Below are 20,803 nucleotides of genomic sequence, written 5' to 3'. Positions count from 1 at the left end.
CTGCCCACGGCCGAAACCGGCGCTATCGACCCTGAACGGACGTCGCGAGCCGATTGCTGCTTGCAGATCACTGAGGCAGCGCCACCCCGGCGATTTGCATGACGCCAAGCTCGTCGAACAACTCAATCTGCTCGCCGTTCAGCACTGGGATGTAGCAACGACGTCTAGCAGCCGAGATCAAGATACAGAGCTTATCCCCCGCGACGGCCCATGTCCCGGTTGCAGGTCCAAACGACTCGTCCCAGTGCGGATAAGTCATCCGGCCGTCGGGCTCGAATCGCATGGATAACGGACCATTCTTGAGCTTCGGACCGAAGCTGATCGTCTTGCCCTTGAAATTTGCGGCCAAGGTCTCACCTCTCGGTCTTTCGCCGGTTGCTGCGGAGAGCGAGGCGTCGGGTCCCGGATTATAGCCATCGGCCTTCAGGATGAGCCAAAAGAGCCTGGCCATGTTACGAAATGAAGGTTCAACGTAAGGCGCATCGCGGTCGACACGATGAACCACGACAAGGTCGAGTGCGGGTACGACTAAGGCGTATTGGCCGCCGGCACCTTGGGCCATAAAGCTGCCCTCGGGCAAAGTCACCGTAGGCGCAACGTCACCACCCAGAAAACCGATCCACCAGAGATAGCCATAGCCCATCCCGAACACTGCTTTCGAATAGCTGCGCGTGCTCTCTTCCACCCACTCCCGCGGCACGATCTGGTGTCCGGCCCAATTGCCTTTATGTAGATAGAGAAGTCCAAAACGCGCCAAGTCCCGTGCGCTCATGCGGATCGCATAGGCGGGGTGGATAGACGCTTCGCCGCGGACGTAGCTGCCATCCTGTTGCCGGTAGTCCTGCATGCCGATTGGCTTTGCGATCTTTTGGTCGAGCGCCTCGAAGATGTCGGTGCCAGTTGCGTGCTCGTAGATCGTGCCTAGCACGTTGAAGTCCCAATTGTTGTAATACCAGAAGGTGCCGGGAGGGTGGCTGCCGCGCGGCGGTCTCATCTTGGCCATGTCCGGCGTCTCATAAAGCGCCGCGTGGTAGACCCCGGAACGCGCTTCGAGGAGTTCGCGCACCGTCGCGCTCTTCTCTATCCCGGTCAAACCAGGCGGATTATCGTCGATGCCGAGTTCGCCAAGCGTGCTGTCGAGCTTGATCAGGTGATCCGACACTGCGATGCCGATCAGGGCGCTGAGCAGGCTCTTGCGGATTGAAGCGAGTTCCATTGGCTTCGTCGTATTGCCCCACTCGGCCACCACCTTTCCGTGCTGAACAATCACAACCGCGCTCGAGTGAATCTGATCCGAAAAGAATCGCGCTTGGGCCAATTCGGTCTCTGACCAGCCCAATTCTGCGGGGGCGACGCGCTCCCACTCCGCTGCTGGGAAGCCATCTTCAGCTGTAGCAGGCCCGAACCAAACCAAAGCGCCGAGCAGCACGACGGCGAAAACAATCTGGCGAATATACATTGGACCCCACGCACTGCGAGCTTGACCTGATCGCAGCATAATACTCATCAAGGGAGCTCGGCAGAACGCCTATTGAAGTATATTCTTTGGATTCCCGCCAACGTGTTCTCATAGCGACGTCTCTTGTTGGCCCATAGCTGATCCGCCGGGCGCAGGCGGTGGGGACCGCTTGTGACCCATAGCCGAACCCGCGGGCGTCTCCCGCCAGGTGCCACTTGTGATCATACGTGGCGAGGCAGAAAGTCTGCTCTCGTTCACCACATTTAAACCTTAAGATTTTACGAAGAAGGCTCACCACGGGGCGCAGGAAACATGCGGACACCCTTCGTAGAGAAGCCATCCGTGGACCTCGGGCAATGAAGGGTTTGCAGGGCAGCTTCATCCTGTGTGTCATCGGATCCGTGGGACTCTATCTGGCCGGCGGAAACAAGCCGGCTGCGACGGAGCCGGACGGCACGCCGAAAGCGGCAGCGAACATGATGGCTCCTGCGCATATGGTGACGCCTACCTTGTACGCCGAGGCATCCGCCAGACTTGCGGCAGCGCTTCGAGCAGAAAGAGCAGAGCTTGGTGCGGCGTCGTCAGCACGTTCCGGATCGTTGAGCACCGGAGCCGAGATCGTCGATGAACCCGTCGCACCGAAATTGGCGTCGTTGGGACAGGATATCGTCCGGCCGGTGCTGGCAGAACGCGGTGCGTCTGACGATGCTCCGAAAGGGGCGTCGACGCAGGATTTCCGCTATCTGGTCTACTACGTCTGGTCCGAACTGCCGCCCGTCGACAAACCGGCGGAGATCGTCTTGCGTGCGTTCAAGGACATTCCGGTCGGAACGCCGGCCGAGGAGATCAAACGCGTCTCCGACGCGTTTGGTCTCGATTTCAATTTCATGATGGCGGTTGCCAAGATCGAATCCGGTTTTAACCCCAATCAACGTACCGGGTCCTATATCGGCCTGTTTCAACTGAGCCTCTATGAGTTCGGGAAGTTCGGCTTCGGGCAGATTCGCAATCCGCGGGACAACGCCGTTGCGGCCGCCTACAAAATCATTACCGAAGGCGTCCAGTTCGAGTGGATCACGCACCGGACGCCGGACATGAGCGATCTTTACCTGATCCATCAGCAGGGCTGGGAAGGCGCCGCTGAGCACATCAGCCGGCCCGCTCGCACCGCCTGGAAATCCATGTGCGCCACCAGCGAAGGCAAGGAGAAGGGCGAGAGGTGGTGCAAACGCGCGATCTGGGGCAATGTACTTCCCGCGTTCAAGCGCACCTGGAAATCGGTGGACAACGTAACGTCAGAGGCGTTCGTCGGCATGTGGCGCGGCCGGGTCGCCGATTTCTACACGAAATATGCGGCGACCGCTGCTGCCGCAGCAAGCCAATAATTCCGTGTCCGCGGGGCCTTGCCACGATTGCATTGCCTTTAGCCGCCGTGGCGAAACAGACCCTGCTGGGTAGACCAAGTCCGCTCAGGTCCCATCGCTGACCCGCCGGGCGCAGGTGGTGAGGACCGCTTGTGACTCGAAGGCCAAGTCGCCGCTGTCCGTTGCGTGTCCGTTAATGGGGAGCCGAGCCGACTCGTTGTGCTCGCGGTGAGTCTTTCCGTTGACGAGTGCGGCCCATCGCCCGGGTTGCGGTATCCAATACGTCGCCGAGCAAGGCGCCGATCATACGTCGGCAGCAGTGGATAGCATTGTTGCCTGATCAGTCATTCGCGCCGACATCGGTAAAAAGGAACCCCGCCGGCGTCTTGGTAAAGACGAACATGACCTCGCCGCAGAAGACGAAGTAAGTGTCATTATTCTCTTGATCGCGATCGTAGACAGCCTTGCCGCGTCTGGATAGACGCGCGGTTTTTCGCCGTGAAAGAGGTCGGGTAGGTCTTGGCGCGAAATTGCGCGGCGTCGCGAATTGCGATGTCGGGAGCACCTTGAAAGTGAAGTCAAGTCATGATGCCAGGCATGAAGCATCGGACGCGCGGATGGCCGTCTATGTAATGCCTCCAGACCATTGTACGGCCGAAGCGGTTTGGTTGTGTGACAACCGCACCGTCAGGTACGAGCACCCATTCGCCGTCAATGAGGACGCGGTAACGGCCCCGACTGGACTCCCAATCGGCATCGGACACGATATATCCATCGGCATCGGTACAGCACTTTCCAAATTCGCTCTGCAAGCTTTCAAACCACGACTTCAGCGGAGAGTGGTCGTATCGGCCATCGTCACGTGCAAGTACCGGCGTCAGTAGCATCGTTAAGCCAAGCAACATGGCAGCGGCTCTTGCTGAAAACATCTCATTGCCTCCGCGATCTTAACCGCTGTCCGCAGACTTGACGCGGATATGGCTGGCACCCGGAAAACAAGATAGCGATTACAGCTGAGATTCGGCGATGAGCGCAAAAGCAACAATCGTTCGACGCTTCGTCGTGGAATACCTTCGGGTCCCATAATTCGGGCAAAGGCATTCGCTCAGATTGAAGCAGTCCCAGAGCCTGATTGACGCCAGGTGTATCAGCGGCTTTATAAAATCGATTCCTATCGGAAAGAGGACTTTCAACATGCCCGACCAAAAGCGGATATGTCGCTTCTGGCTTACTTCAGCTTGTAGGTGCCGGTCTGATGATTGCAGTCCTGAAACGTTCCCGCTTTCACGACCGGAAAAGGCCCTAAGGGGTGGACTGTGCCGCTTGCCTTCATGCCTTCGTATTTTCCGGTGCCTGAAACGTTTTCTCGGGTGAGACTGCCGTCACTTGCGAGCGAGAAATATGCCAGGCGTTTGTCTCCGTCGACATCTACCGTCTCGCACACAGTGGACCCTGTGAATTTTCCGTCAAGCGAAGCGTTCATGCCAACGCATCGGAAGGTGTTCTTATCAAACATGCCCTCGGGAGGATTGCTGCGGGTAGTGCCGGTCATTTCAAAACTAGATGCAGTGTGGGTTTTTGAGAACGCAATCACGTTGTTCGCGCCGGACCAGCAGGCCGTGTAATCGTAGCTGCCTTCCTTCGGCGGATCTGCTGCTAATGCAGAGCCACCAGACGCGAGCCCTAGCAGTGCGATGAAGCAGAAGAACTCCAATGTCTGACCCATATGCTCGTCTCCGATCAACGAGGGGTTGAGCAAATGACCGTTGCAGGTTTCAGCCGGTCAATCAACCAGCACACCTTACCTTTGTTGGGCGCTTGAAATTGACTTCCGCTCTTGGCCCATAGCCGACACCGCCGTGTGCATGCGGTTGAAGACCGCTTGTGACCCTCAGCCGACTTCCACGCTGGCGCCGAGCTTGTCCGCTCGTGATGGCGTAGCGGACCAAAGCCCTCACAGACTTAAGAAATGACCCACGGTGCAAGTCTACAGGGCATCTGTTGCGGGTCTCTGCAAGCGTGTCCGTCAACAACGATTGCGATCTACGCTGGCTTGCCTTGAGAATCTATTCGGCAACCGACGACAGCTCCCCAAGTAGCTTCAACGCATCATCCAGCACCTCGCGAACCTGCCTTCGTTCCGCGACGGCATCGCCCGTGAATGCGCCATGCGTCCGCGCATTCTGATTTCCCTTCGGCGCGCCTGATTTCCGTGCGCCGCCGTGCATGCGGCAGCGGGACTTGCCGTGCACTGCGGGCGCGCGGCAGGTGGTGCCGCGTCGCGTTTCGGCGCCGCAACGCGGGCTCGTCCACATCGCGCTCGTGTAGCGGATGTGATCGCCGCTCATGCGCTGGCGCCGTGTCTGGATTCGGCCCGTTCGTATTCGCCGGCGTCGCGCGGCGGGACTGGTCCTGCGGCCGTCGCAACGTTCGGCTCCGCGACGATCATGCTCGCGTGTTGCGTGACGTTGCCCACGATCGCCCTGCCGCCGTCCTGCACCGACAAATTCCGGACCGTGATCGCGCGCTCGCCGTTGTTGCGGTGCCGGCTCAGTGCCTCGATCTGGCTTGCGAAGGTGCGGGCCAGCCGGGTCAGGGCGCGTGTGAGGATCTCCTGCTGCGGAATGTCGTCGGTGAGGCCGAGGCGGCAGGCGGAGCGCATCGCTGCGGCGTGAACGGACACCATCTGCACTGCGAGCATGGCTTCGATCGAGTCCTTCGGCGCGATATTCTTCACCAGCGAGATCAGGAAGGCGAGGTTGGCTTCATCGGGCTTGCGCCCGATCACGCTGGCCTTCACCAATTGGCTGAGCAGACCATGCAGCGCGTCGCGGTCGGCGGCGCCGAGCGCCTCGGCGAGTAACCGTTCGCCGGCTTGCGGGTCGGCATGGCGGATCGCAATCCGCCGCTTGTAGAGCTTGACCCGCGGGCTCGCGGCGGGGCCGCTGCGATCGTTTGCCGCAACCGGCAGCGTGCTGTGGCGTTTCGCAGATGTCGTCATGTGCTGTGTCCTTTGCCCGCGCGGGCTCATTGCGCGCGACATCGATCGCTCGCTGCGCGCCTATGGGATTTTCGAGATGTTGATGAAGGGCTTACGCGCAATTGCCGCGAGGCGCCCCGTAGTCGGGCGGCGTGGACGCTGGCGAATGTTGCGATGATGGTATTCTGCCAGTGTTTTGCCCGACGAGTCAAACGAAGATTGCAGAGCGCGCAATCCTCGTTCGTGCAAGTTCTTGTTCGTGCGATTCCTTGTTCTTGCAAGTCCTTGATTTCGCAAGTGCCGGCTACTGTGCATGGGGTTGCTTTTGCGTTTTTGTTTTGAAGCTGCTCCGACCTGCCGCGCGACGGAATGCCCGGCTGCAAACGCGATTGCGAAATCCGGCGCGTCCGCTCATCATGATCTGCGAATGCGCCGCCTCATGCAAAAGAGGCCTGAGTCGTCTGGGGAGAGAACGAATGCAACGAACGCTTCGCCTGCTGGCGATCGTCGCCGGATTGTGCGCGACGACGGGGGCCTTCGCACAAAAATATCCGGTGCGGCCGGTCAAGATCATGGTCGGCTTCAGCGCGGGCGGCCCGGTCGACGTCGTCGCGCGCATCGTTGCCGATCGGCTGAGCAACAAGCTCGGACAGGCCTTCGTGGTCGAGAACCGCGCCGGCGCCAACGGCATGATCGCCGCCGAAGGCGTCGCGCGTGCGGAAGGCGACGGCTACACGATGCTAGCCTGCAACTCCTCCACCATCACGCTCAACAAGACGCTGTTCAGGGATATCCGCTACGACCCGGAAAAAGACTTCGCGCCGCTCACCACCGTCGTGTCCGCGCCGCTCGTGCTCGTGGTCAATCCGGAGAATCCCAAGACGGCCAATATCAACACCGTCGCCGATCTCGTCGCGGCGGCAAAGGCTGCGCCCGGCGCGCTTGCCTACGGCTCGGGCGGCAACGGCAACCTCGCCCATCTCGCCATGGAGCTGCTCAGCCAGAAGGCCGGCGTCAAGATGATCCACGTGCCCTATCGCGGCGGTGCTGCGTCCGAGGTCGGCATCCTCGCGCAGGAGGTCCTGGCGGTGTTCGATCCCTTGTCCGCTGTGCCGCTGGTGAAGGCCGGCAAGCTGCGCGCGCTCGCGGTGTCCTCAGCCGAGCGGCTGCCGGCGCTGCCGGATGTGCCGACCGTCGCGGAGGCCGGCTATCCCGGCTTCGACATCTCGTTCTGGGTCGGCTTCTTCATGCCGAAAGCAACGCCCGCGCCGACGCTGGAGATGCTGCATCGGGAGATCGTCGCCGCCGCCAACGATCCGGTGTTACGGGAGCGGCTGGAGACGCAGGGCGTCGTCAGCGTGCTGAGTCCGGCCGACTATGCGGCCAAGATCGCAAAGGAGACCAGGGAGCTCGCCGAAGTCGTGGCGGCCGCGAACATCAAGGCGGAGTAGCGCGTCTGCTTGGCGTGCTGCCGACCACCTCCGCCAGCCGCTCGAGCAGCGGGCGCTGTCCGGCGTTGATCTTTTCGTGCGCTTCTGCGAGCGTGAACCATTCTGCACGATCGACCTCCGGGAAGGTCTGACGTTTGCCGCTGCGTGGCGGCCATTCCATCTCGAAAGTGTTGCTGCGAATGCTGCGCAAATCGTCGTCGAACTCGGCCGCGAACGCGGTGACGACCTTGCCGCCGCGCTGCTTGACCTGACCAAGCGAAGTCAGCGGCGTGGACAGCTCAAGTCCAAGCTCCTCCGCAAACTCCCGTCGCGCGGCGATCTCTGCGTCTTCTCGGTCCGCATACTCGCCCTTCGGGATCGACCATGCACCGAGGTCCTTGTTGCGCCAGAACGGTCCTCCGGGATGAACGAGCAGGACCTCGACCTCCAGGCGCTTCCGATAGGCAATGATCCCGGCGCTTTTCGATGGCATCGCTGGTTCCGTGCAGGCGGCGCATAGCGTAGGTCAATTAGCTAACGTTTCAACTGATCGCGGACCACCGGAAGCCGCTCCATCGAGCGGCTTCCGGATTCGTATCAGCCCGAAGATCGTTCGCGCGCCGCAAAACGGATGGCGCGGGCCTTGGCGCTCTTTCCCGCCGCGCGCGCGGCGATCATGCTGCGTGCCTTGCCGTGGGTGCTCTTCCGGATCAGGGACGCGAGGCGCTTGCGCGCGCGGCTGGCCGTCAACCGTGCCGCCAGTTGCTCCGCCTTGCGAATGATGGTCGTGACCGAGGGCGTCAGGTTCACCGGAACCCAGGCGACGTCTTTGGTCTTGGAGAGGCTGCCGATGCCCTCGCAGGGAGCTTCGCGCGGCAGATCGATCCGGATCGCGAGGGCTTCCGCGCGTTCGGTCCAGTCCTCGGCCTTGGTGCCGGTGATGATGCGGACATAGTCGCGTGTCTCGCGCGGCAGCTCGCTCTCTTTGGCGAGCCATTTCTGGATCCGGCCGGGACCTGCGTTGTAGGCGGCTGCGGCAAGGCCGAGATTGCCGAAATCGTCGCGCAGCTTGCGCAGGAATTTGGCCGACGCCGGCAGCGCCTTCATCGCATCGAACGGATCATCCAGCCCGACCTCCGCCGCGGTTTCCGGCATGAACTGTGCGACGCCTTGCGCGCCGGCCTGGCTGACTTCGTTCGACTTGAAGCGGCTCTCCTGCCAGATCAGGCGCGCGAAGAACGGCACGGGAATGCCGCTGGCTTCGGCAGCGCCACGAAGCGCGTGGCAGAATCGCTCCGTCGGCGAAGCCGGCGCCTGCGCGATGGGTTCGACCGTATCGGGCGGCTCGGGTGTCTCCTCATAGGCCGCACGCGCATTGGCGAGCTCGAGGGCCTGCACGCTTGCGAGGAACAGCTCGACCACGGGAACAAGTGGCGAGGCCTGAGTGTTTTGAAGAACGGTGTGGTCGAAAGCTGATGTTTGGCGGGACGCCGACGGATCGAAGTCGCACATCAGAATCATGAACGCGGCGCAAGCCGCGACGACAAATCGCATTTGCTGGAGCAACCTCGAACTGTGGGTGAACGGCCAGCGGTGCGCCGGCGCTAAGGAGTTCTTAACCCTGCGATTGCGGCAAAGCTGCGGTCTCGTCGGTTCCGCCGGTGTTACTACGGTGTTCCCGCCGGGAAACTCTTTTCTCCGCGAATTTGCGGGCACGGCGAATTGGGGACGAACGAGATGATGCGGTGGATGCTTGGCGCGGTGATTTTGCTGTCGGTGATCTTTCCGGCGCTTGCGGGCAATCTCGATGCAGCAGCGGTGAACGATGCTGCGCGTCCCGCCAAGCCACCTGCTAGCGACAAGCTCAACGCCGCAATCGTGAAGCTTCAGATTCTGCTCGATCGTGCCCGGTTCTCGCCCGGGGAGATCGACGGCAAGCTCGGCGAGAACGCGCAGAAGGCGCTGAAGGCATTCGCCGAGCAGAACGGCGTTGCATCCGACAAAATGATCGCACCGGAGCTTTGGGACAAGTTGAATGCAGCGAGCGAAGGCCCCGTCCTCATCGAATACAAGATCACGGATTCCGATGTGAAGGGCCCGTTTCTGAAGGAGCTGCCCGGCAAGCTTGATGACATGAAGCCGCTGAAGGCGCTGAGCTACACCAGTCCGCTCGAAGGGCTTGCCGAGAAATTCCACATGAGCGCAGACCTGCTTCGGACGCTCAATCCCGGTAAGTCCTTCGACAAGGCTGGGGAGACGATTACCGTTGCGAATGTCTCTGCACGAAGCGAGCTGCCAGATGTTGCGCGGCTCGACATCGACAAGAAGAACGGCACGCTGAAAGCATTCGATGGGGGCGGCACCCTGATCGCCTTCTATCCCGCGTCAATCGGAAGTCCGGATCGTCCGACGCCGAGCGGTACGCTCAAGATCACCAGCACGCACGAGAATCCGGTCTATCACTACAACCCCGACTACAAGTTCAGAAGCGTCAGATCGAAAAAGCCGTTCGATGTTCAGCCGGGCCCGAACAATCCGGTGGGAGCATACTGGATCGGCTTGTCCGCACAGGGTTACGGCATCCACGGAACGGCGGAGCCCGACAGGGTCAGCAAGTCCGCGTCGCATGGCTGCGTCAGGCTGACCAATTGGGACGTGCGCGCGCTGGGCGAACACGTCAAGCGCGGCACACCGGTGGTCTTTCTGGATGCGCCGACGGACTCCTCGTCGAGGCAGCAGGGGAAGTCCGGCGGCAGGCGCGCCTCGAACTAGTCTTTGGGAAAGTCCTTGCGCATCGCGATCTCGGCGGCATCGCCGGGCGACAGCTTGTTAAAGAATTAGTTCAAATCAGCCGGCAACAAAGGCGAGCAGGGTGCCGTTCGCCTTGGCCGGCGGCACGCAGATCGCAGGTCCGCTGCGCACAGCTGCCGAGCCAAGCGCCTTCTCGGTGGCCGCGAGATCGCCGCTCACGAGCACCAGGGCAGCGCCACCGCGTTCGGAAAGACCCGCGAGCGGCACGCCGGGATAGCGTTTGCCGAGCTGCTCCAGCGTCAAGTAAACGAAATCGGCACGACCGCCACCGGAGGCCACGGTCACTGCGCCGTCGGCCTCAGCCTTCGGCTCGCGGTCGATCAGCCGTCCCAGATGCGCGGCGTCCTTCGCGGGCTCGGGCGTCGCGATCAATGTCTGCTTGATCCGCTTGGCCGCATTGGCGTGCTTCATCAGCTCGGGAATCCACACCGTCTCGCGGGTCTTGTGCTGGCAGGCGAAGATGCGCACGCCGCCGGGCGCCTCCGCGGTCGGCCACATGAAGGTGCGGAATTTCGCCGCCGAGATCGTGCCATCAGGCAGCGTCACGGGCCGTTCGAAATCGGTCGGGCCGATCGGCTCCAGGCCACGCGCGCGGATTTCCTCCGCGCCGGCGGTGGAATCGACCGCGGTAAAGGCAATGCGCTCGATGCCTTCGCCGCGCTTGTCAAGGAAGGCACGCGCCGGCGCGTTGTGCTCGGTCGCGGCGAGCACGCCAAGCAGCTCCATATAATCCGGGTCGAACATGATGGTGTAGTTGCCGGTGCCCATATGCGCGCTGTGGGTGCCGCGCGGCGAGATGGTGAAGCCGAGCTGCCGGTAGTTCTCGGCGGCTTTGTCGAGGTCCTGAACCATGACCACGGCGTGGTCGATACCGATGACGTTCTTGAGGGCCACTGTTCTTTCCCCGCATGCAAACTGACTTGAGGCCGCGCCGGGCCACTGCTTCTGTCTACGCCGGATAAGCGTTCAAGTCATTTTCAAATCGGCGGGACATGCAGAAATTTCGTTCCGCGAAAGCCGATATCGACGGGTGATGGCGTCAGCGCGCCTGCTCGATATAGGCGGCGAGGATGGCGCGCTCCTCGCTGGTCATTTCGGTGATGTTGCCCGGCGGCATCGCATTGGACCAGGCAGCGACGCGGCCGATCAGGCGGATGTTGCGATGGATGTGCTCGGGCGCGTCGAGCAAGATGCCCTTCGGCGCGGTGACGATGCCGGCCCAGACCGGCTCGGCGGCGTGGCACATGCTGCAGCGGGACATCACGATCTCCTCGACGTTGGCAAGCGTCGGCTGCGCTGACAGCGCGCTTGTCTTGACCTCGCGCGGGCCGGCCGCAGAGAGGAAGAGGATCGCGATCACGCCGGCTGCTGCGATGCCCCACACCCACCACGGCGATTTGCGTCCGGCATGACCCTCGTTGAAGAAATGACGGATCACCGGTCCCAATCCTAGGATGATCGCGACGATGATCCAGTTGAAGCGGGTGGCATAGAGCAGGGGATAGTGGTTGCTGATCATCAGTACGACGACAGGCAGCGTCAGATAGTTGTTGTGGACCGAGCGCTCCTTGCTGGTCTTGCCGAGCTTCGGATCGGGCGCCTGTGCCGCGAGCAGGGCGGCTACGATCTTCTTCTGGTTCGGGATGATCAGCGTGAAGACGTTGGCGACCATGATGGTGCCGATGATCGCCCCGATCTGATTGAAGGCGCCGCGGCCGCTCAACACGTGGGTGAAAGCATAGGTCAACGCGACCAGGAACAGATAGCCGCCGATTGCGAAGGGCAGCTCGCGTTGCGCGAGCCCGGTACGGCAGGCGGCTTCATAGAGCAGCCATGCCAGCGCCAGGCTGCAGAGGCTGAACAGGCCGGCCTGGAATGGCGTGAGGTCGAGGATCGACTTGTCGACCAGGAACAGATCGGCCTCAAGATAATACACCACCACCATCAGCGCGAAACCGGACAGCCAGGTGGTGTAGGCCTCCCATTTGAACCAGGTCAGTTCGTCCGGCATCTGGGCGGGCGCGACCAGGTATTTCATGATCCGGTAGAAGCCGCCGCCATGGACCTGCCAGGCCTCGCCCTGCACGCCGTCCGGCAGATCGCTGTCAGGCTTGAGGCTGAGGTCGAGGGCGATGAAATAGAAGGAACTGCCGATCCAGGCGATCGCGGCGACCACGTGCAACCAGCGGAGCAGCAGGCTCGCCCATTCCGATATGATGGATCCCCACATGACCACCCCAACAGATGCGACACCAATGCCGCAGCTTGATGACCGCAACCGGCGGCCCCGCCCTTACAATGTGTCGCACCGATCAGCCGCATTTTCCAGTACGATGGGCTGCGGCTGATGCACATCGTGCGGGCATGAGCTGACGTGGGATTCGGCAGGCATTTGACCTGTCGCAGAACGTTTGCGCGTCGATCGGCGTTGATGCGCCAGAGGTAACGGCCGGGAGGAACGATGTGAAGAACAGGATTTCGTTCGTGGCGATGTCCACGGGGTGGCTGGTCGCGGTCGCGACCTGCGCCCAGGCTGAGGCGCTGTTGCAGGGCAAGGACGCCTACGGCGATTGGAAGGCCGACAAGCCCGGCACGGTCAGGTTGATCCGGCCGCAGGATCTGGTCAGGCCCGGCGCTACCCGGTCGGTTGCGAGTTCGTCGCGCGTGGTGCCGCGCCCGCCGGAGGGGGCGCTTCAGGTGCCGGCCGGCTTCAAGATCGAGCTGTTCGCCGAGGGTCTGCGCGCCCCGCGCATCGTGCGCGTGGCGCCGAACGGCGATGTTTTCGTCGCCGAGACGCGCGCGGGCAACATCCGCGTGTTGCGCGCCGGCGACGGCGGCAAGGTCGCGACCAACGAGGTGTTCGCTGCCGGACTGCGGCAGCCGTTCGGCATCGCCTTCTTCCCAAACGGCGACAATCCGCAATGGGTCTACGTTGCCAACACCGACAGCGTCGTCCGCTTTCCCTATCAGGCCGGCGATCTCAAGGCGCGCGGCAAGGCGGAGACGATCGTGGCGAGCCTGCCGCATGACGGCGGTCATTCCACCCGCGACATCGTGTTCACGCCCGACAACAAGCGCATGCTGGTATCGGTCGGCTCGCTCAGCAATGTCGCCGAGGGCATGGGCACGGCGCCGGGTGGCGTGGAAGCCTGGTCGAAAGCGCAACCGCTCGGTGCGGCCTGGGCCAGCGAGACCGAGCGCGCCACCGTGCTCGCCTTTACCCCCGAGGGGAAGGAGCGGAAGATATACGCCACCGGAATCCGCAACTGTGTCGGGCTCGCGGTCCAGCCGCAGACCGGGCTGCCCTGGTGCTCGACCAACGAACGCGACGGGCTCGGCGACGATCTCGTGCCTGATTACGTCACCAGCGTGAAGGAAGGCGCCTTCTATGGCTGGCCGTGGTTCTATATCGGCGGCAATGAAGACCCGCGCCACGCCGGCGCGCGGCCGGACCTCAAGGACAAGGTGACGGTGCCTGATGTGCTGGTGCAGCCGCACTCGGCCTCGCTCGGCATGACCTTCTATCAGGGCACGCAGTTTCCGTCCGAGTATCGGGGCGATGCTTTCGCGGCCGAGCACGGCTCCTGGAACCGGTCGAAGCGCACCGGCTACAAGGTGATCCGAATCCGAATGAAGGACGGCAAGCCGACCGGTGAGTACGAGGATTTCGTTACGGGATTCGTGGTGAGCGACACCGAGGTGTGGGGGCGGCCGGTTGGTGTGGCCGTGGCGAAGGATGGATCGCTGCTGGTGTCGGAGGATGGCAACGGGACGATCTGGCGGGTGACAAGCGTGCCGCGATGAAGGTGTACCCTCGCCCCTTGCGGGAGAGGGTGGCTCGCCGCGCAGCGGCGAGACGGGTGAGGGCCGCAAGGGAGAAGGAAGAGCAGCGTGCTTGCGGTGCCTACCCCCGTCTCACACTCGCTCCGCCATCCACCGGCAAGGTCACACCGGTGATGAAATTCGCCTCGTCCGAGGCCAGGAACAGCGCGGCATTCGCGACGTCCCAGCCTGTGCCCATCTTCCTGCGCAGCGGCACCTTGCTGTCGCGTTCGGCTTCGACTTCGGCGCGGGTCTTGTGCCATTCGCGGGCGCGGGTGTCGACCGCCATCGGCGTGTTCATCAGGCCCGGCAGGATGACGTTGGCGCGGATGCCGTATTCCGCGTTCTGGTAGGCGAGCTGTTCGGTGAAGGCGATCATCGCCGACTTCGTCGCCTTGTAGGCGACGTAAGGGTAGGTGGTGATGGCCGCCATCGAGGAGATGTTGATGATCACGCCGCTGTTCTGCACGCGCATGATCGGGATCACCTCTTTCGCCGCCAGAATGCAGCTCTTCAGATTGATGGCGACGACGCGGTCGAAGGCCTCCTCGGTAATTTGCAGCAGCTCGGCGTCGCCGCCGGACAGGCTGACGCCGACATTGTTGTGCAGCACGTCGATCCGGCCCCAGCGCGCCTGCGCCTCCGCGACCATCGCCTTGATGTCAGCGGACTTTGTGACGTCGGCCTTGAACGCCGCGGCGGTCCCATGGTTCGCCGCGATCATGGCGGCGGTCTCCTGCGCCGATTCCAGATGATGATCGACGCAGAGCACCTTGGCGCCCTCGCGCGCGAAGGTCAGAGCAGTGGCGCGGCCATTGCCCATGCCTTCGCCGGGGCTCTGGCCGGCGCCCACGACGATCGCAACCTTGTCCTTCAAGCGCATGTCAGTTCACTCCCGGGATCGGGTACTGCTGGAGTACCTCTTTGTAATACGGCTCGTTGTCGATCTTCATGGTGGCGAGCACGCGCACCACGCCGCAATAGAAGGCGATGGTCAGCACGAGGTCGACCATGTGCTCGTCCGAGAGATGCTGCCTGATCTCTGCAAAGGTTGCGTCCGACATCGCGAGCTCGCGTACCATCTCGCGGGCACCTTTCAGGATCGCCTTCGCCTGTGGCTCGAGCGTCGAGGGCTCGCCGTCGGTCTCGGCAATCAGGCCGGCGATATCATCATCGGTGACGCCGAATTCCTTGCCGATCTTCACATGGTGAGTGAATTCGTATTCCGATTTCTCCATCCAGCCGACCTGGAGGATCGCAAGCTCCCGCAGCCGTGGATCGAGCTTGCTCTTGAAGCGAATGTAGCCGCCGATGCCGTTAAAGGCACGCGCCATCTCCGGCGAATTGACCAGCAGCTTGTGCAGATTGGTGTTGCGCTTGAGCATGTCGCGATATTCGGGCGCGACCTGGTCGGCCTCGAGATAGGGCAGGCGGGCCATCCCTGTGTTTCCTTCCTTGCTAGTGTTCTTGTGACTCGCGTTCGGGCGCTTGTCGCGTGACGTTCGGCGAGCTTGAGGTCGCGATCGGCCACCAGCACTTTGGCGCCGGCGCGAGCCAGTAGAATTGCGGCGGCGCGGCCATTGCCAATGCCGTCGCCCGCAGCGCCGCGGCCGCTGACCAGCGCCACCTTGCCGGCGAGACCGGGATCGTCCTCGGGCCCCTGCATATCGTTTCACCCCAAACATTTTCGTGCAGTCTAGCAATCGCCCCGAGCGGCGAGAAGGGCCGGGCTCCCGCTTTCATGTCATTGACATCGCATGGAATTGCATGCCGCCGCGCGAGAAGGGCGAACGATCGCCCCGCGCCGTTAGGAACCGACCTCGCGCGATCGCGTTTGTTGCGGAGCCTTTCCCGCGCTAGGCTCTGTCCCGGGGCTTCCCAACCGCCAGTGGCTTGCCGATGAATCTGCTCGATCCACAAGGGCCTGTGGCTGCGGCCAACAGCACCATCCTGGTCGATTCCGTCTTCATCATGCTCGCGATCGTGGTGCCGACCATTTTCGCGATTTTGGCCTTTGCGTTCTGGTTTCGCGCATCCAATCCAAAGGCGCGCTTTCAACCGGAGTTCGTCTATTCGGGGCGGGTGGAAATGGTGGTGTGGGCGATCCCCGCGCTCACCGTGATCCTGCTCGGCGGCGTGGCCTGGATCGGCTCGCACCAGCTCGATCCCGCGGCACCCGTGCCCGGCACCGGCAGCCCGGTGCGCATCCAGGCCGTCTCGCTCGACTGGAAATGGCTCTTCATCTATCCGGACCAGCGCATCGCCACCGTCAACACCCTGACGGTGCCGGCCGGCGCCGAACTGAATTTCCAGCTGACGTCGTCGAGCGTGATGAACGTGTTCTTCATCCCGCAGCTCGGCAGCATGATCTACACCATGAACGGCATGGTGACGAAGCTGAACCTGCGCGCCGACAACGAAGGCAAGCTCCAGGGACTGTCGGCGCATTTCTCCGGCGACGGCTTTCCGGACATGATGTTCGAGGTCAACGTGATCTCTCCGCTCGCCTTTCCGGACTGGGTCGCGACCACGGCGAAGAGCGGTGCCGTCCTCAATGAGGACAGCTACAAGAAGTTGATGCAGCAGGGCATCGAAAAGGGCAGGCCGACCTACAGGCTCGACGATCCCCGGCTGTTCGACCTGATCGCGACCCAGCACATTCCGCCGGGACCGGGCCCAGAGCTCGCATCCGAAGCAGGCCGGTCGCACAGTGGAGGCCATGATGCTCGGTAAGCTCGATTGGTCGGCCATTCCGTTCGATCAGCCGATCCCCCTGATCGCAGGCGCGGTGGTGCTGGTCGGGATTCTCGCCGTGCTGGCCTGGGTCGTGGTGAAGGGGCATCTGCCCTATCTCTGGCACGAATGGATCACCAGCGTCGACCACAAGCGCATCGGCGTGATGTATATCCTGCTGGCCTCGGTGATGCTGCTGCGCGGCGGCAGCGACGCCATCATGATGCGGATCCAGCAGGCGGTTGCCTACCAGTCACAAGGCTATCTGCCGCCGGAGCACTACAACCAGATATTCTCCGCGCACGGCACCATCATGATCTTCTTCGTGGCGATGCCGTTCGTCATCGGGCTGATGAATCTCATCGTGCCGCTCCAGCTTGGCGTACGAGATGTCGCTTTCCCGACGCTCAATTCGGTCGGCTTCTGGCTGACCGCGACCGGTGCACTGCTGGTCAATCTTTCGCTCGTGATAGGCGAGTTCGCCCGCACCGGTTGGCTCGCGTTTCCGCCGCTGTCGGAACTGTCCTACTCGCCCGGCGTCGGCGTCGACTATTACGCGTGGTCGCTGCAGATCTCCGGCGTCGGCACGCTGGTGGCTGGCATCAATCTCGTGACGACGGTGCTGAAGCTGCGCACCAAGGGCATGAACTATCTGCGCATGCCGATGTTCTGCTGGACCACGCTGGCCTCGAACCTCCTCATCGTCGCGGCGTTCCCAATTCTGACCGCGACCCTCGCGATGCTGCTGCTCGACCGCTATCTCGGCTTTCACTTCTTCACCAACGAGGCCGGCGGCAATGTCATGATGTTCATGAACCTGATCTGGGCCTGGGGGCATCCCGAGGTCTACATCCTGGTGCTGCCGGCCTTCGGCATCTTCTCCGAGGTGGTCTCGACCTTCTCGGGCAAGGCGCTGTTCGGCTATCGCTCGATGGTGCTGGCGACGATGGCGATCTGCGTCATCTCCTTCATGGTCTGGCTGCATCACTTCTTCACGATGGGCGCGGGCCCCGACGTCAACGCCATCTTCGGCATCGCCAGCATGATCATCGCGATACCGACCGGGGTGAAGATCTACAACTGGCTGTTCACGATGTATGGCGGCCGCATCCGCTTCGAGACGCCGATGCTGTGGTCGATAGGCTTCATGGTCACCTTCATCATCGGCGGATTGACGGGCGTGCTGGTCGCGGTGCCGCCGGCCGATTTCATCCTCCACAACAGTATGTTCCTGGTCGCTCACTTCCACAACGTCATCATCGGCGGCGTGTTGTTCGGCGCCTTCGCCGGCTTCGAGTACTGGTTCCCGAAGGCGTTCGGCTTTCGCCTCGACGACAGGTGGGGCAAGCTCGCGTTCTGGTTCACTTTCCTCGGCTTTTACGTCACCTTCATCCCGCTCTACGTCGCCGGCATGCTCGGAATGACGCGGCGCATGCAGCACTACGACGTCGCGGCGTGGCGGCCCTGGATGCTGGTTGCAGCCGTCGGTATGGCCGTGCTGACGATCGGCGTGATCTGTCAGATCATGCAGATCGTGGTCAGCATCCGCAACCGCGAGGCCCTGCGCGATCGCACTGGCGATCCCTGGGACGGCCGTTCGCTGGAATGGGCGACGTCGTCGCCGCCACCGGTTTTCAACTTCGCTTTCAATCCCGATGTGCGCGGCGAGGATGCCTACTGGGACATTAAGACACGTGGCCAGCAGCAATCGCTCGATCATGATGCGCCCGAGTATCATGACATCGAGATGCCCAGGAATTCGCCGACCGGCTTCGTCTGCGCGTTCTTCGCCACGGTCATGGGCTTTGCGCTGATCTGGCACATCTGGTGGATGGTGATTTTGGGCGGCATCGGAGCGTTCGCGACCTTCGTCGTGTTCGCCTGGCGTGACCATGACGAATACGTCATTCCGGCCGACGAAGTCGCTGCAATAGACCGTGTCAATCTCGAGGAGCGGCGCAGTCTTGTCAGCATGGCGGGGACAGTCTGATGTCAATGACCGCAACCGCCGGCCGTGCACACGCCGATCCGCATCACATCGGGCTCGTCATCGAGCATCCCGGCCCAGCGCCGAAGCGCATCGTGACCGCCTATGGCTTCTGGATCTTCCTGCTCTCCGACATCGTGATGTTCTCCTGCTTCTTCGCGGCCTATGCGGTGCTGGCCGACCAGACCGCCGGCGGCCCGAAGGGTTCGGAGATATTCGATCAGCGAAACGTTGCGATCGAGACGGTCTGCCTGCTGCTGTCGAGCTTCACCTGCGGCATGGCCAGCATCGCCGCCGATGTGCGCAATCGGTTCTGGTTCTATCTCGGGATGGCCGTGACCTGTTTGCTCGGCCTCATCTTTCTGGTCATTGAGTTTCGCGAGTTCGCCGATCTCGTCGCGCGAGGCGATGGCCCATCGCGCAGCGCGTTCCTGACCGCGTTCTTCTCCCTCGTCGGCTGCCACGGCCTCCACGTCTCGGCCGGCATATTGTGGCTCCTCACCATGATGGCCCAGGTCTCTGCGAAGGGTTTTCGTGCCGACGTGCTGCGACGGACGATGTGCTTTGCGTTGTTCTGGCATGCGCTCGACATCGTCTGGGTCGGAGTCTTCTCCGTCGTCTATTTGCTTGGGAGTGGCCTATGAGCGATCAGACGCACATGCCGGCCGGTCATGACCTTGCGCCGGGCGATGAGGAGCAACACAGTGTCGGCACGCGCGTCCTCGGCTATGTGGTCGGCCTCGTGCTTGCACTGCTGCTCACGGCGACCTCGTTCTTCATCGCGGGCACCGATCTGGTCTGGCAGCCCTCCATTCCCGTCGCGCTGATCGTGCTGGCGATCGCGCAGATGGGCGTGCACCTCGTGTTCTTTCTGCACATCACCACCGGCCCCGACAACACCAACAACGTGCTGGCGCTCGCGTTCGGGCTGCTGGTCGTGTTCCTGGTGGTCGGTGGCACCGTCTGGATCATGGCGCATCTGAATGCGAACATGCCGGCCATGGATCAGATCGTGCCGATGCGCCACTAGCGCATTGTGAAAAAAAGAAGAGCCGCTTGTTGTGACAAGCGGCCCAAGTCTAGGGAGGAAACGCCCGAGCAAAGCAATCGGGCCGGAGCCGGATTGCCGCCAAGGAAACGCTCGCGCAAAGCGCTTGCATACGCTTACAAATGCAGCAACTCCCGATAGAGTTCAATTCCGGATGAATACTGTCTCCGGCTAGCGCTCACGGCTGCGTGATGGGCTTGGTTATTTCGGCCGCCGGCAGTTGTAGGCCTTGCGGAAGCCCGCGGCCTGGGCGTCCTCCTCCGAGCAGAACCAGCGGTCCGGCTTGGTCGTCGCGGGGTAGCTCGGGCAGCCGCGTAAATGGTAGATGCCGATATTGCCGGTCACGCGCGCGCGCACCGCAAGCTTGCCCTTGATGCCACAGCTCGGTGGCATCGTCAGATTTTCGGGGAACAACGCCGCGCGAATCTCCTTGTCGCGGTCGGCGCGGCAGGCGGCGCCCAGGAGCGCGCCGTCCTTCTTGCCGGTGCGGAATTCTTGCGGTGCAACAAAGCAGCCCTTCCAAATTCCGGCCGAGGTTGATTTCGCGTCGGCCGCGGCCGACTTGACGTTCGCCTTGACCGGCTCGCGGGCGATGGCAAAGCCCAGCTTGACCAGCTGCTCGTTCAAGCTGGTCTTGTCGCCTTCGGCCGTGCAGATCGCGCGGTGCCGTTTGCCGAAGCTCTTTTCAGGTCCGACATCGTCGCAACGCACGGATCGCTTGCCGATCAACCTGGCGAGCTGGTCGCGGGCCTCGATGCCGCAGGTCCAGGGATCGGCGTGATCGTCGATGCAGACCTGGTCCAGCTCCGGCGCGTCGACGCCGTCGAGGCGGTAGGTGACGTCGCCGAGCTGGATGGCGTTGCCGTCGCGGACTGTCGCGGCGGCGGTCAGCGCGGAGGCGGGGCCGGAGGTGCCCAGAAATCCGGACAGGGCAATAAAGGAAACGAGCGCAAAAGCGCGGGCGCTGGCAAAGGATTTTCGGAAGGACATAAGGTCTCGCTATCGATGGCTCGTGCGCCTTGTTCCTAGCATCCGGATGTGGCGATACCAATGGTCTGCGCCCCGCGAAGTGCGACATTCCGGCCCCGTGGCTTTACTCGGCCGTCGCTCTGATCCTATCGTTCGCCGGCCTTGCGGAGCGGAGGCCGAATCGCCCGGGAAGCGGCGAA

General features: G+C 62.4%; 20 protein-coding genes. 8 read left to right on the top strand and 12 right to left on the bottom strand.

What is annotated here, in order from left to right; all coding sequences use genetic code 11:
• Positions 1 to 67 precede the first annotated feature (67 nt).
• Positions 68 to 1,459 (bottom strand): serine hydrolase domain-containing protein, encoded by a 1,392-nt coding sequence (locus AC0L2F_RS05000; protein ID WP_063993313.1) that lies wholly within the window; start codon positions 1,457 to 1,459, stop codon positions 68 to 70.
• 356 nt (positions 1,460 to 1,815) lie between these two features.
• Here AC0L2F_RS05000 and AC0L2F_RS04995 point away from each other — a divergent pair, with 356 nt between their 5' ends.
• On the top strand, positions 1,816 to 2,844 hold the full coding sequence (locus tag AC0L2F_RS04995; protein WP_473247689.1) for a lysozyme family protein: 1,029 nt from the start codon (positions 1,816 to 1,818) through the stop codon (positions 2,842 to 2,844).
• Between the two features lie 557 nt (positions 2,845 to 3,401).
• Here the strand turns inward: AC0L2F_RS04995 and AC0L2F_RS04990 are convergent.
• The 4 genes from AC0L2F_RS04990 to AC0L2F_RS04975 all read right to left on the bottom strand — a co-directional run bounded on the left by AC0L2F_RS04990 (position 3,402) and on the right by AC0L2F_RS04975 (position 5,824).
• Positions 3,402 to 3,752 (bottom strand): hypothetical protein, encoded by a 351-nt coding sequence (locus tag AC0L2F_RS04990; RefSeq protein ID WP_063993311.1) that lies wholly within the window; start codon positions 3,750 to 3,752, stop codon positions 3,402 to 3,404.
• Positions 3,753 to 4,051: 299 nt separating this feature from the next.
• Positions 4,052 to 4,549, bottom strand: coding sequence for a hypothetical protein (locus tag AC0L2F_RS04985; protein ID WP_473247688.1), 498 nt, complete (start codon positions 4,547 to 4,549; stop codon positions 4,052 to 4,054).
• A 340-nt stretch (positions 4,550 to 4,889) separates the two neighbouring features.
• Complete coding sequence (locus tag AC0L2F_RS04980; RefSeq protein ID WP_473247687.1) at positions 4,890 to 5,171, bottom strand: HGGxSTG domain-containing protein; 282 nt, start codon at positions 5,169 to 5,171, stop codon at positions 4,890 to 4,892.
• On the bottom strand, positions 5,168 to 5,824 hold the full coding sequence (locus tag AC0L2F_RS04975; RefSeq protein WP_473247686.1) for a hypothetical protein: 657 nt from the start codon (positions 5,822 to 5,824) through the stop codon (positions 5,168 to 5,170). Before AC0L2F_RS04975 ends, AC0L2F_RS04980 begins: the two co-directional genes overlap by 4 nt.
• A 455-nt stretch (positions 5,825 to 6,279) precedes the next feature.
• On the opposite strand from AC0L2F_RS04975, the gene AC0L2F_RS04970 reads away from it, so the two are divergent.
• The gene (locus AC0L2F_RS04970) at positions 6,280 to 7,254 is read left to right on the top strand and encodes a Bug family tripartite tricarboxylate transporter substrate binding protein (RefSeq protein WP_473247685.1); all 975 of its coding nucleotides are present in this window, start codon (positions 6,280 to 6,282) and stop codon (positions 7,252 to 7,254) included.
• Here the strand turns inward: AC0L2F_RS04970 and AC0L2F_RS04965 are convergent.
• Together AC0L2F_RS04965 and AC0L2F_RS04960 are read right to left on the bottom strand one after the other, a co-directional pair.
• Positions 7,241 to 7,726: an NUDIX hydrolase gene (locus AC0L2F_RS04965; protein WP_473247684.1), complete on the bottom strand. Its 486-nt coding sequence runs from the start codon at positions 7,724 to 7,726 to the stop codon at positions 7,241 to 7,243. The two genes, AC0L2F_RS04970 and AC0L2F_RS04965, sit on opposite strands and share 14 nt — an antisense overlap.
• Positions 7,727 to 7,830: 104 nt before the next feature.
• Positions 7,831 to 8,787 carry a lytic transglycosylase domain-containing protein gene (locus tag AC0L2F_RS04960; RefSeq protein WP_473247683.1) on the bottom strand — a complete coding sequence of 319 codons (957 nt, stop codon included), beginning with the start codon at positions 8,785 to 8,787 and terminating at the stop codon, positions 7,831 to 7,833.
• Between the two features lie 183 nt (positions 8,788 to 8,970).
• Between AC0L2F_RS04960 and AC0L2F_RS04955 the strand changes: the two genes are divergently transcribed.
• Positions 8,971 to 10,005 carry a L,D-transpeptidase family protein gene (locus AC0L2F_RS04955; RefSeq protein WP_473247682.1) on the top strand — a complete coding sequence of 345 codons (1,035 nt, stop codon included), beginning with the start codon at positions 8,971 to 8,973 and terminating at the stop codon, positions 10,003 to 10,005.
• A gap of 75 nt (positions 10,006 to 10,080) precedes the next feature.
• On the opposite strand, the gene AC0L2F_RS04950 is transcribed toward AC0L2F_RS04955, so the two are convergent.
• Both AC0L2F_RS04950 and AC0L2F_RS04945 read right to left on the bottom strand, forming a co-directional pair.
• Complete coding sequence (locus AC0L2F_RS04950) at positions 10,081 to 10,938, bottom strand: VOC family protein (RefSeq protein WP_473247681.1); 858 nt, start codon at positions 10,936 to 10,938, stop codon at positions 10,081 to 10,083.
• Positions 10,939 to 11,083: 145 nt separating this feature from the next.
• Positions 11,084 to 12,274 (bottom strand): urate hydroxylase PuuD, encoded by a 1,191-nt coding sequence (locus AC0L2F_RS04945; protein WP_473247680.1) that lies wholly within the window; start codon positions 12,272 to 12,274, stop codon positions 11,084 to 11,086.
• Between the two features lie 233 nt (positions 12,275 to 12,507).
• Between AC0L2F_RS04945 and AC0L2F_RS04940 the strand changes: the two genes are divergently transcribed.
• Positions 12,508 to 13,848: a PQQ-dependent sugar dehydrogenase gene (locus tag AC0L2F_RS04940; protein ID WP_473247679.1), complete on the top strand. Its 1,341-nt coding sequence runs from the start codon at positions 12,508 to 12,510 to the stop codon at positions 13,846 to 13,848.
• Between the two features lie 100 nt (positions 13,849 to 13,948).
• Here AC0L2F_RS04940 and AC0L2F_RS04935 read toward each other — a convergent pair whose 3' ends face one another.
• Positions 13,949 to 14,749 (bottom strand): SDR family NAD(P)-dependent oxidoreductase, encoded by an 801-nt coding sequence (locus tag AC0L2F_RS04935; protein WP_473247678.1) that lies wholly within the window; start codon positions 14,747 to 14,749, stop codon positions 13,949 to 13,951.
• Position 14,750: 1 nt separating this feature from the next.
• Complete coding sequence (locus tag AC0L2F_RS04930) at positions 14,751 to 15,305, bottom strand: carboxymuconolactone decarboxylase family protein (protein WP_035974910.1); 555 nt, start codon at positions 15,303 to 15,305, stop codon at positions 14,751 to 14,753.
• A gap of 460 nt (positions 15,306 to 15,765) precedes the next feature.
• Here AC0L2F_RS04930 and AC0L2F_RS04925 point away from each other — a divergent pair, with 460 nt between their 5' ends.
• Genes AC0L2F_RS04925 through cyoD form a run of 4 tightly spaced genes read left to right on the top strand, consistent with a single transcriptional unit; the run spans position 15,766 to position 19,616 of the window.
• Positions 15,766 to 16,599: a cytochrome ubiquinol oxidase subunit II family protein gene (locus AC0L2F_RS04925; protein WP_473247677.1), complete on the top strand. Its 834-nt coding sequence runs from the start codon at positions 15,766 to 15,768 to the stop codon at positions 16,597 to 16,599.
• A complete protein-coding gene (cyoB, locus tag AC0L2F_RS04920) occupies positions 16,589 to 18,589 on the top strand; it encodes a cytochrome o ubiquinol oxidase subunit I (RefSeq protein ID WP_473247805.1) in 2,001 nt (666 codons plus the stop codon). The genes AC0L2F_RS04925 and cyoB overlap by 11 nt, the downstream gene beginning before the upstream one ends.
• Positions 18,589 to 19,230 carry a cytochrome (ubi)quinol oxidase subunit III gene (locus AC0L2F_RS04915; protein ID WP_473247676.1) on the top strand — a complete coding sequence of 214 codons (642 nt, stop codon included), beginning with the start codon at positions 18,589 to 18,591 and terminating at the stop codon, positions 19,228 to 19,230. The genes cyoB and AC0L2F_RS04915 overlap by 1 nt, the downstream gene beginning before the upstream one ends.
• On the top strand, positions 19,227 to 19,616 hold the full coding sequence (gene cyoD / locus AC0L2F_RS04910; protein WP_007607599.1) for a cytochrome o ubiquinol oxidase subunit IV: 390 nt from the start codon (positions 19,227 to 19,229) through the stop codon (positions 19,614 to 19,616). Before AC0L2F_RS04915 ends, cyoD begins: the two co-directional genes overlap by 4 nt.
• A gap of 219 nt (positions 19,617 to 19,835) precedes the next feature.
• Here the strand turns inward: cyoD and AC0L2F_RS04905 are convergent, their stop codons facing one another.
• Entirely contained in the window at positions 19,836 to 20,624 is a 789-nt protein-coding gene (locus tag AC0L2F_RS04905; protein WP_473247675.1) for a thermonuclease family protein, read from the bottom strand.
• Positions 20,625 to 20,803: the final 179 nt, after the last annotated feature.

It is taken from the genome of Bradyrhizobium sp. Ken64 (assembly GCF_055807555.1).
Note: the sequence above shows the minus strand (reverse complement) of the source record. Positions and strands in the feature narration are given on the sequence as shown.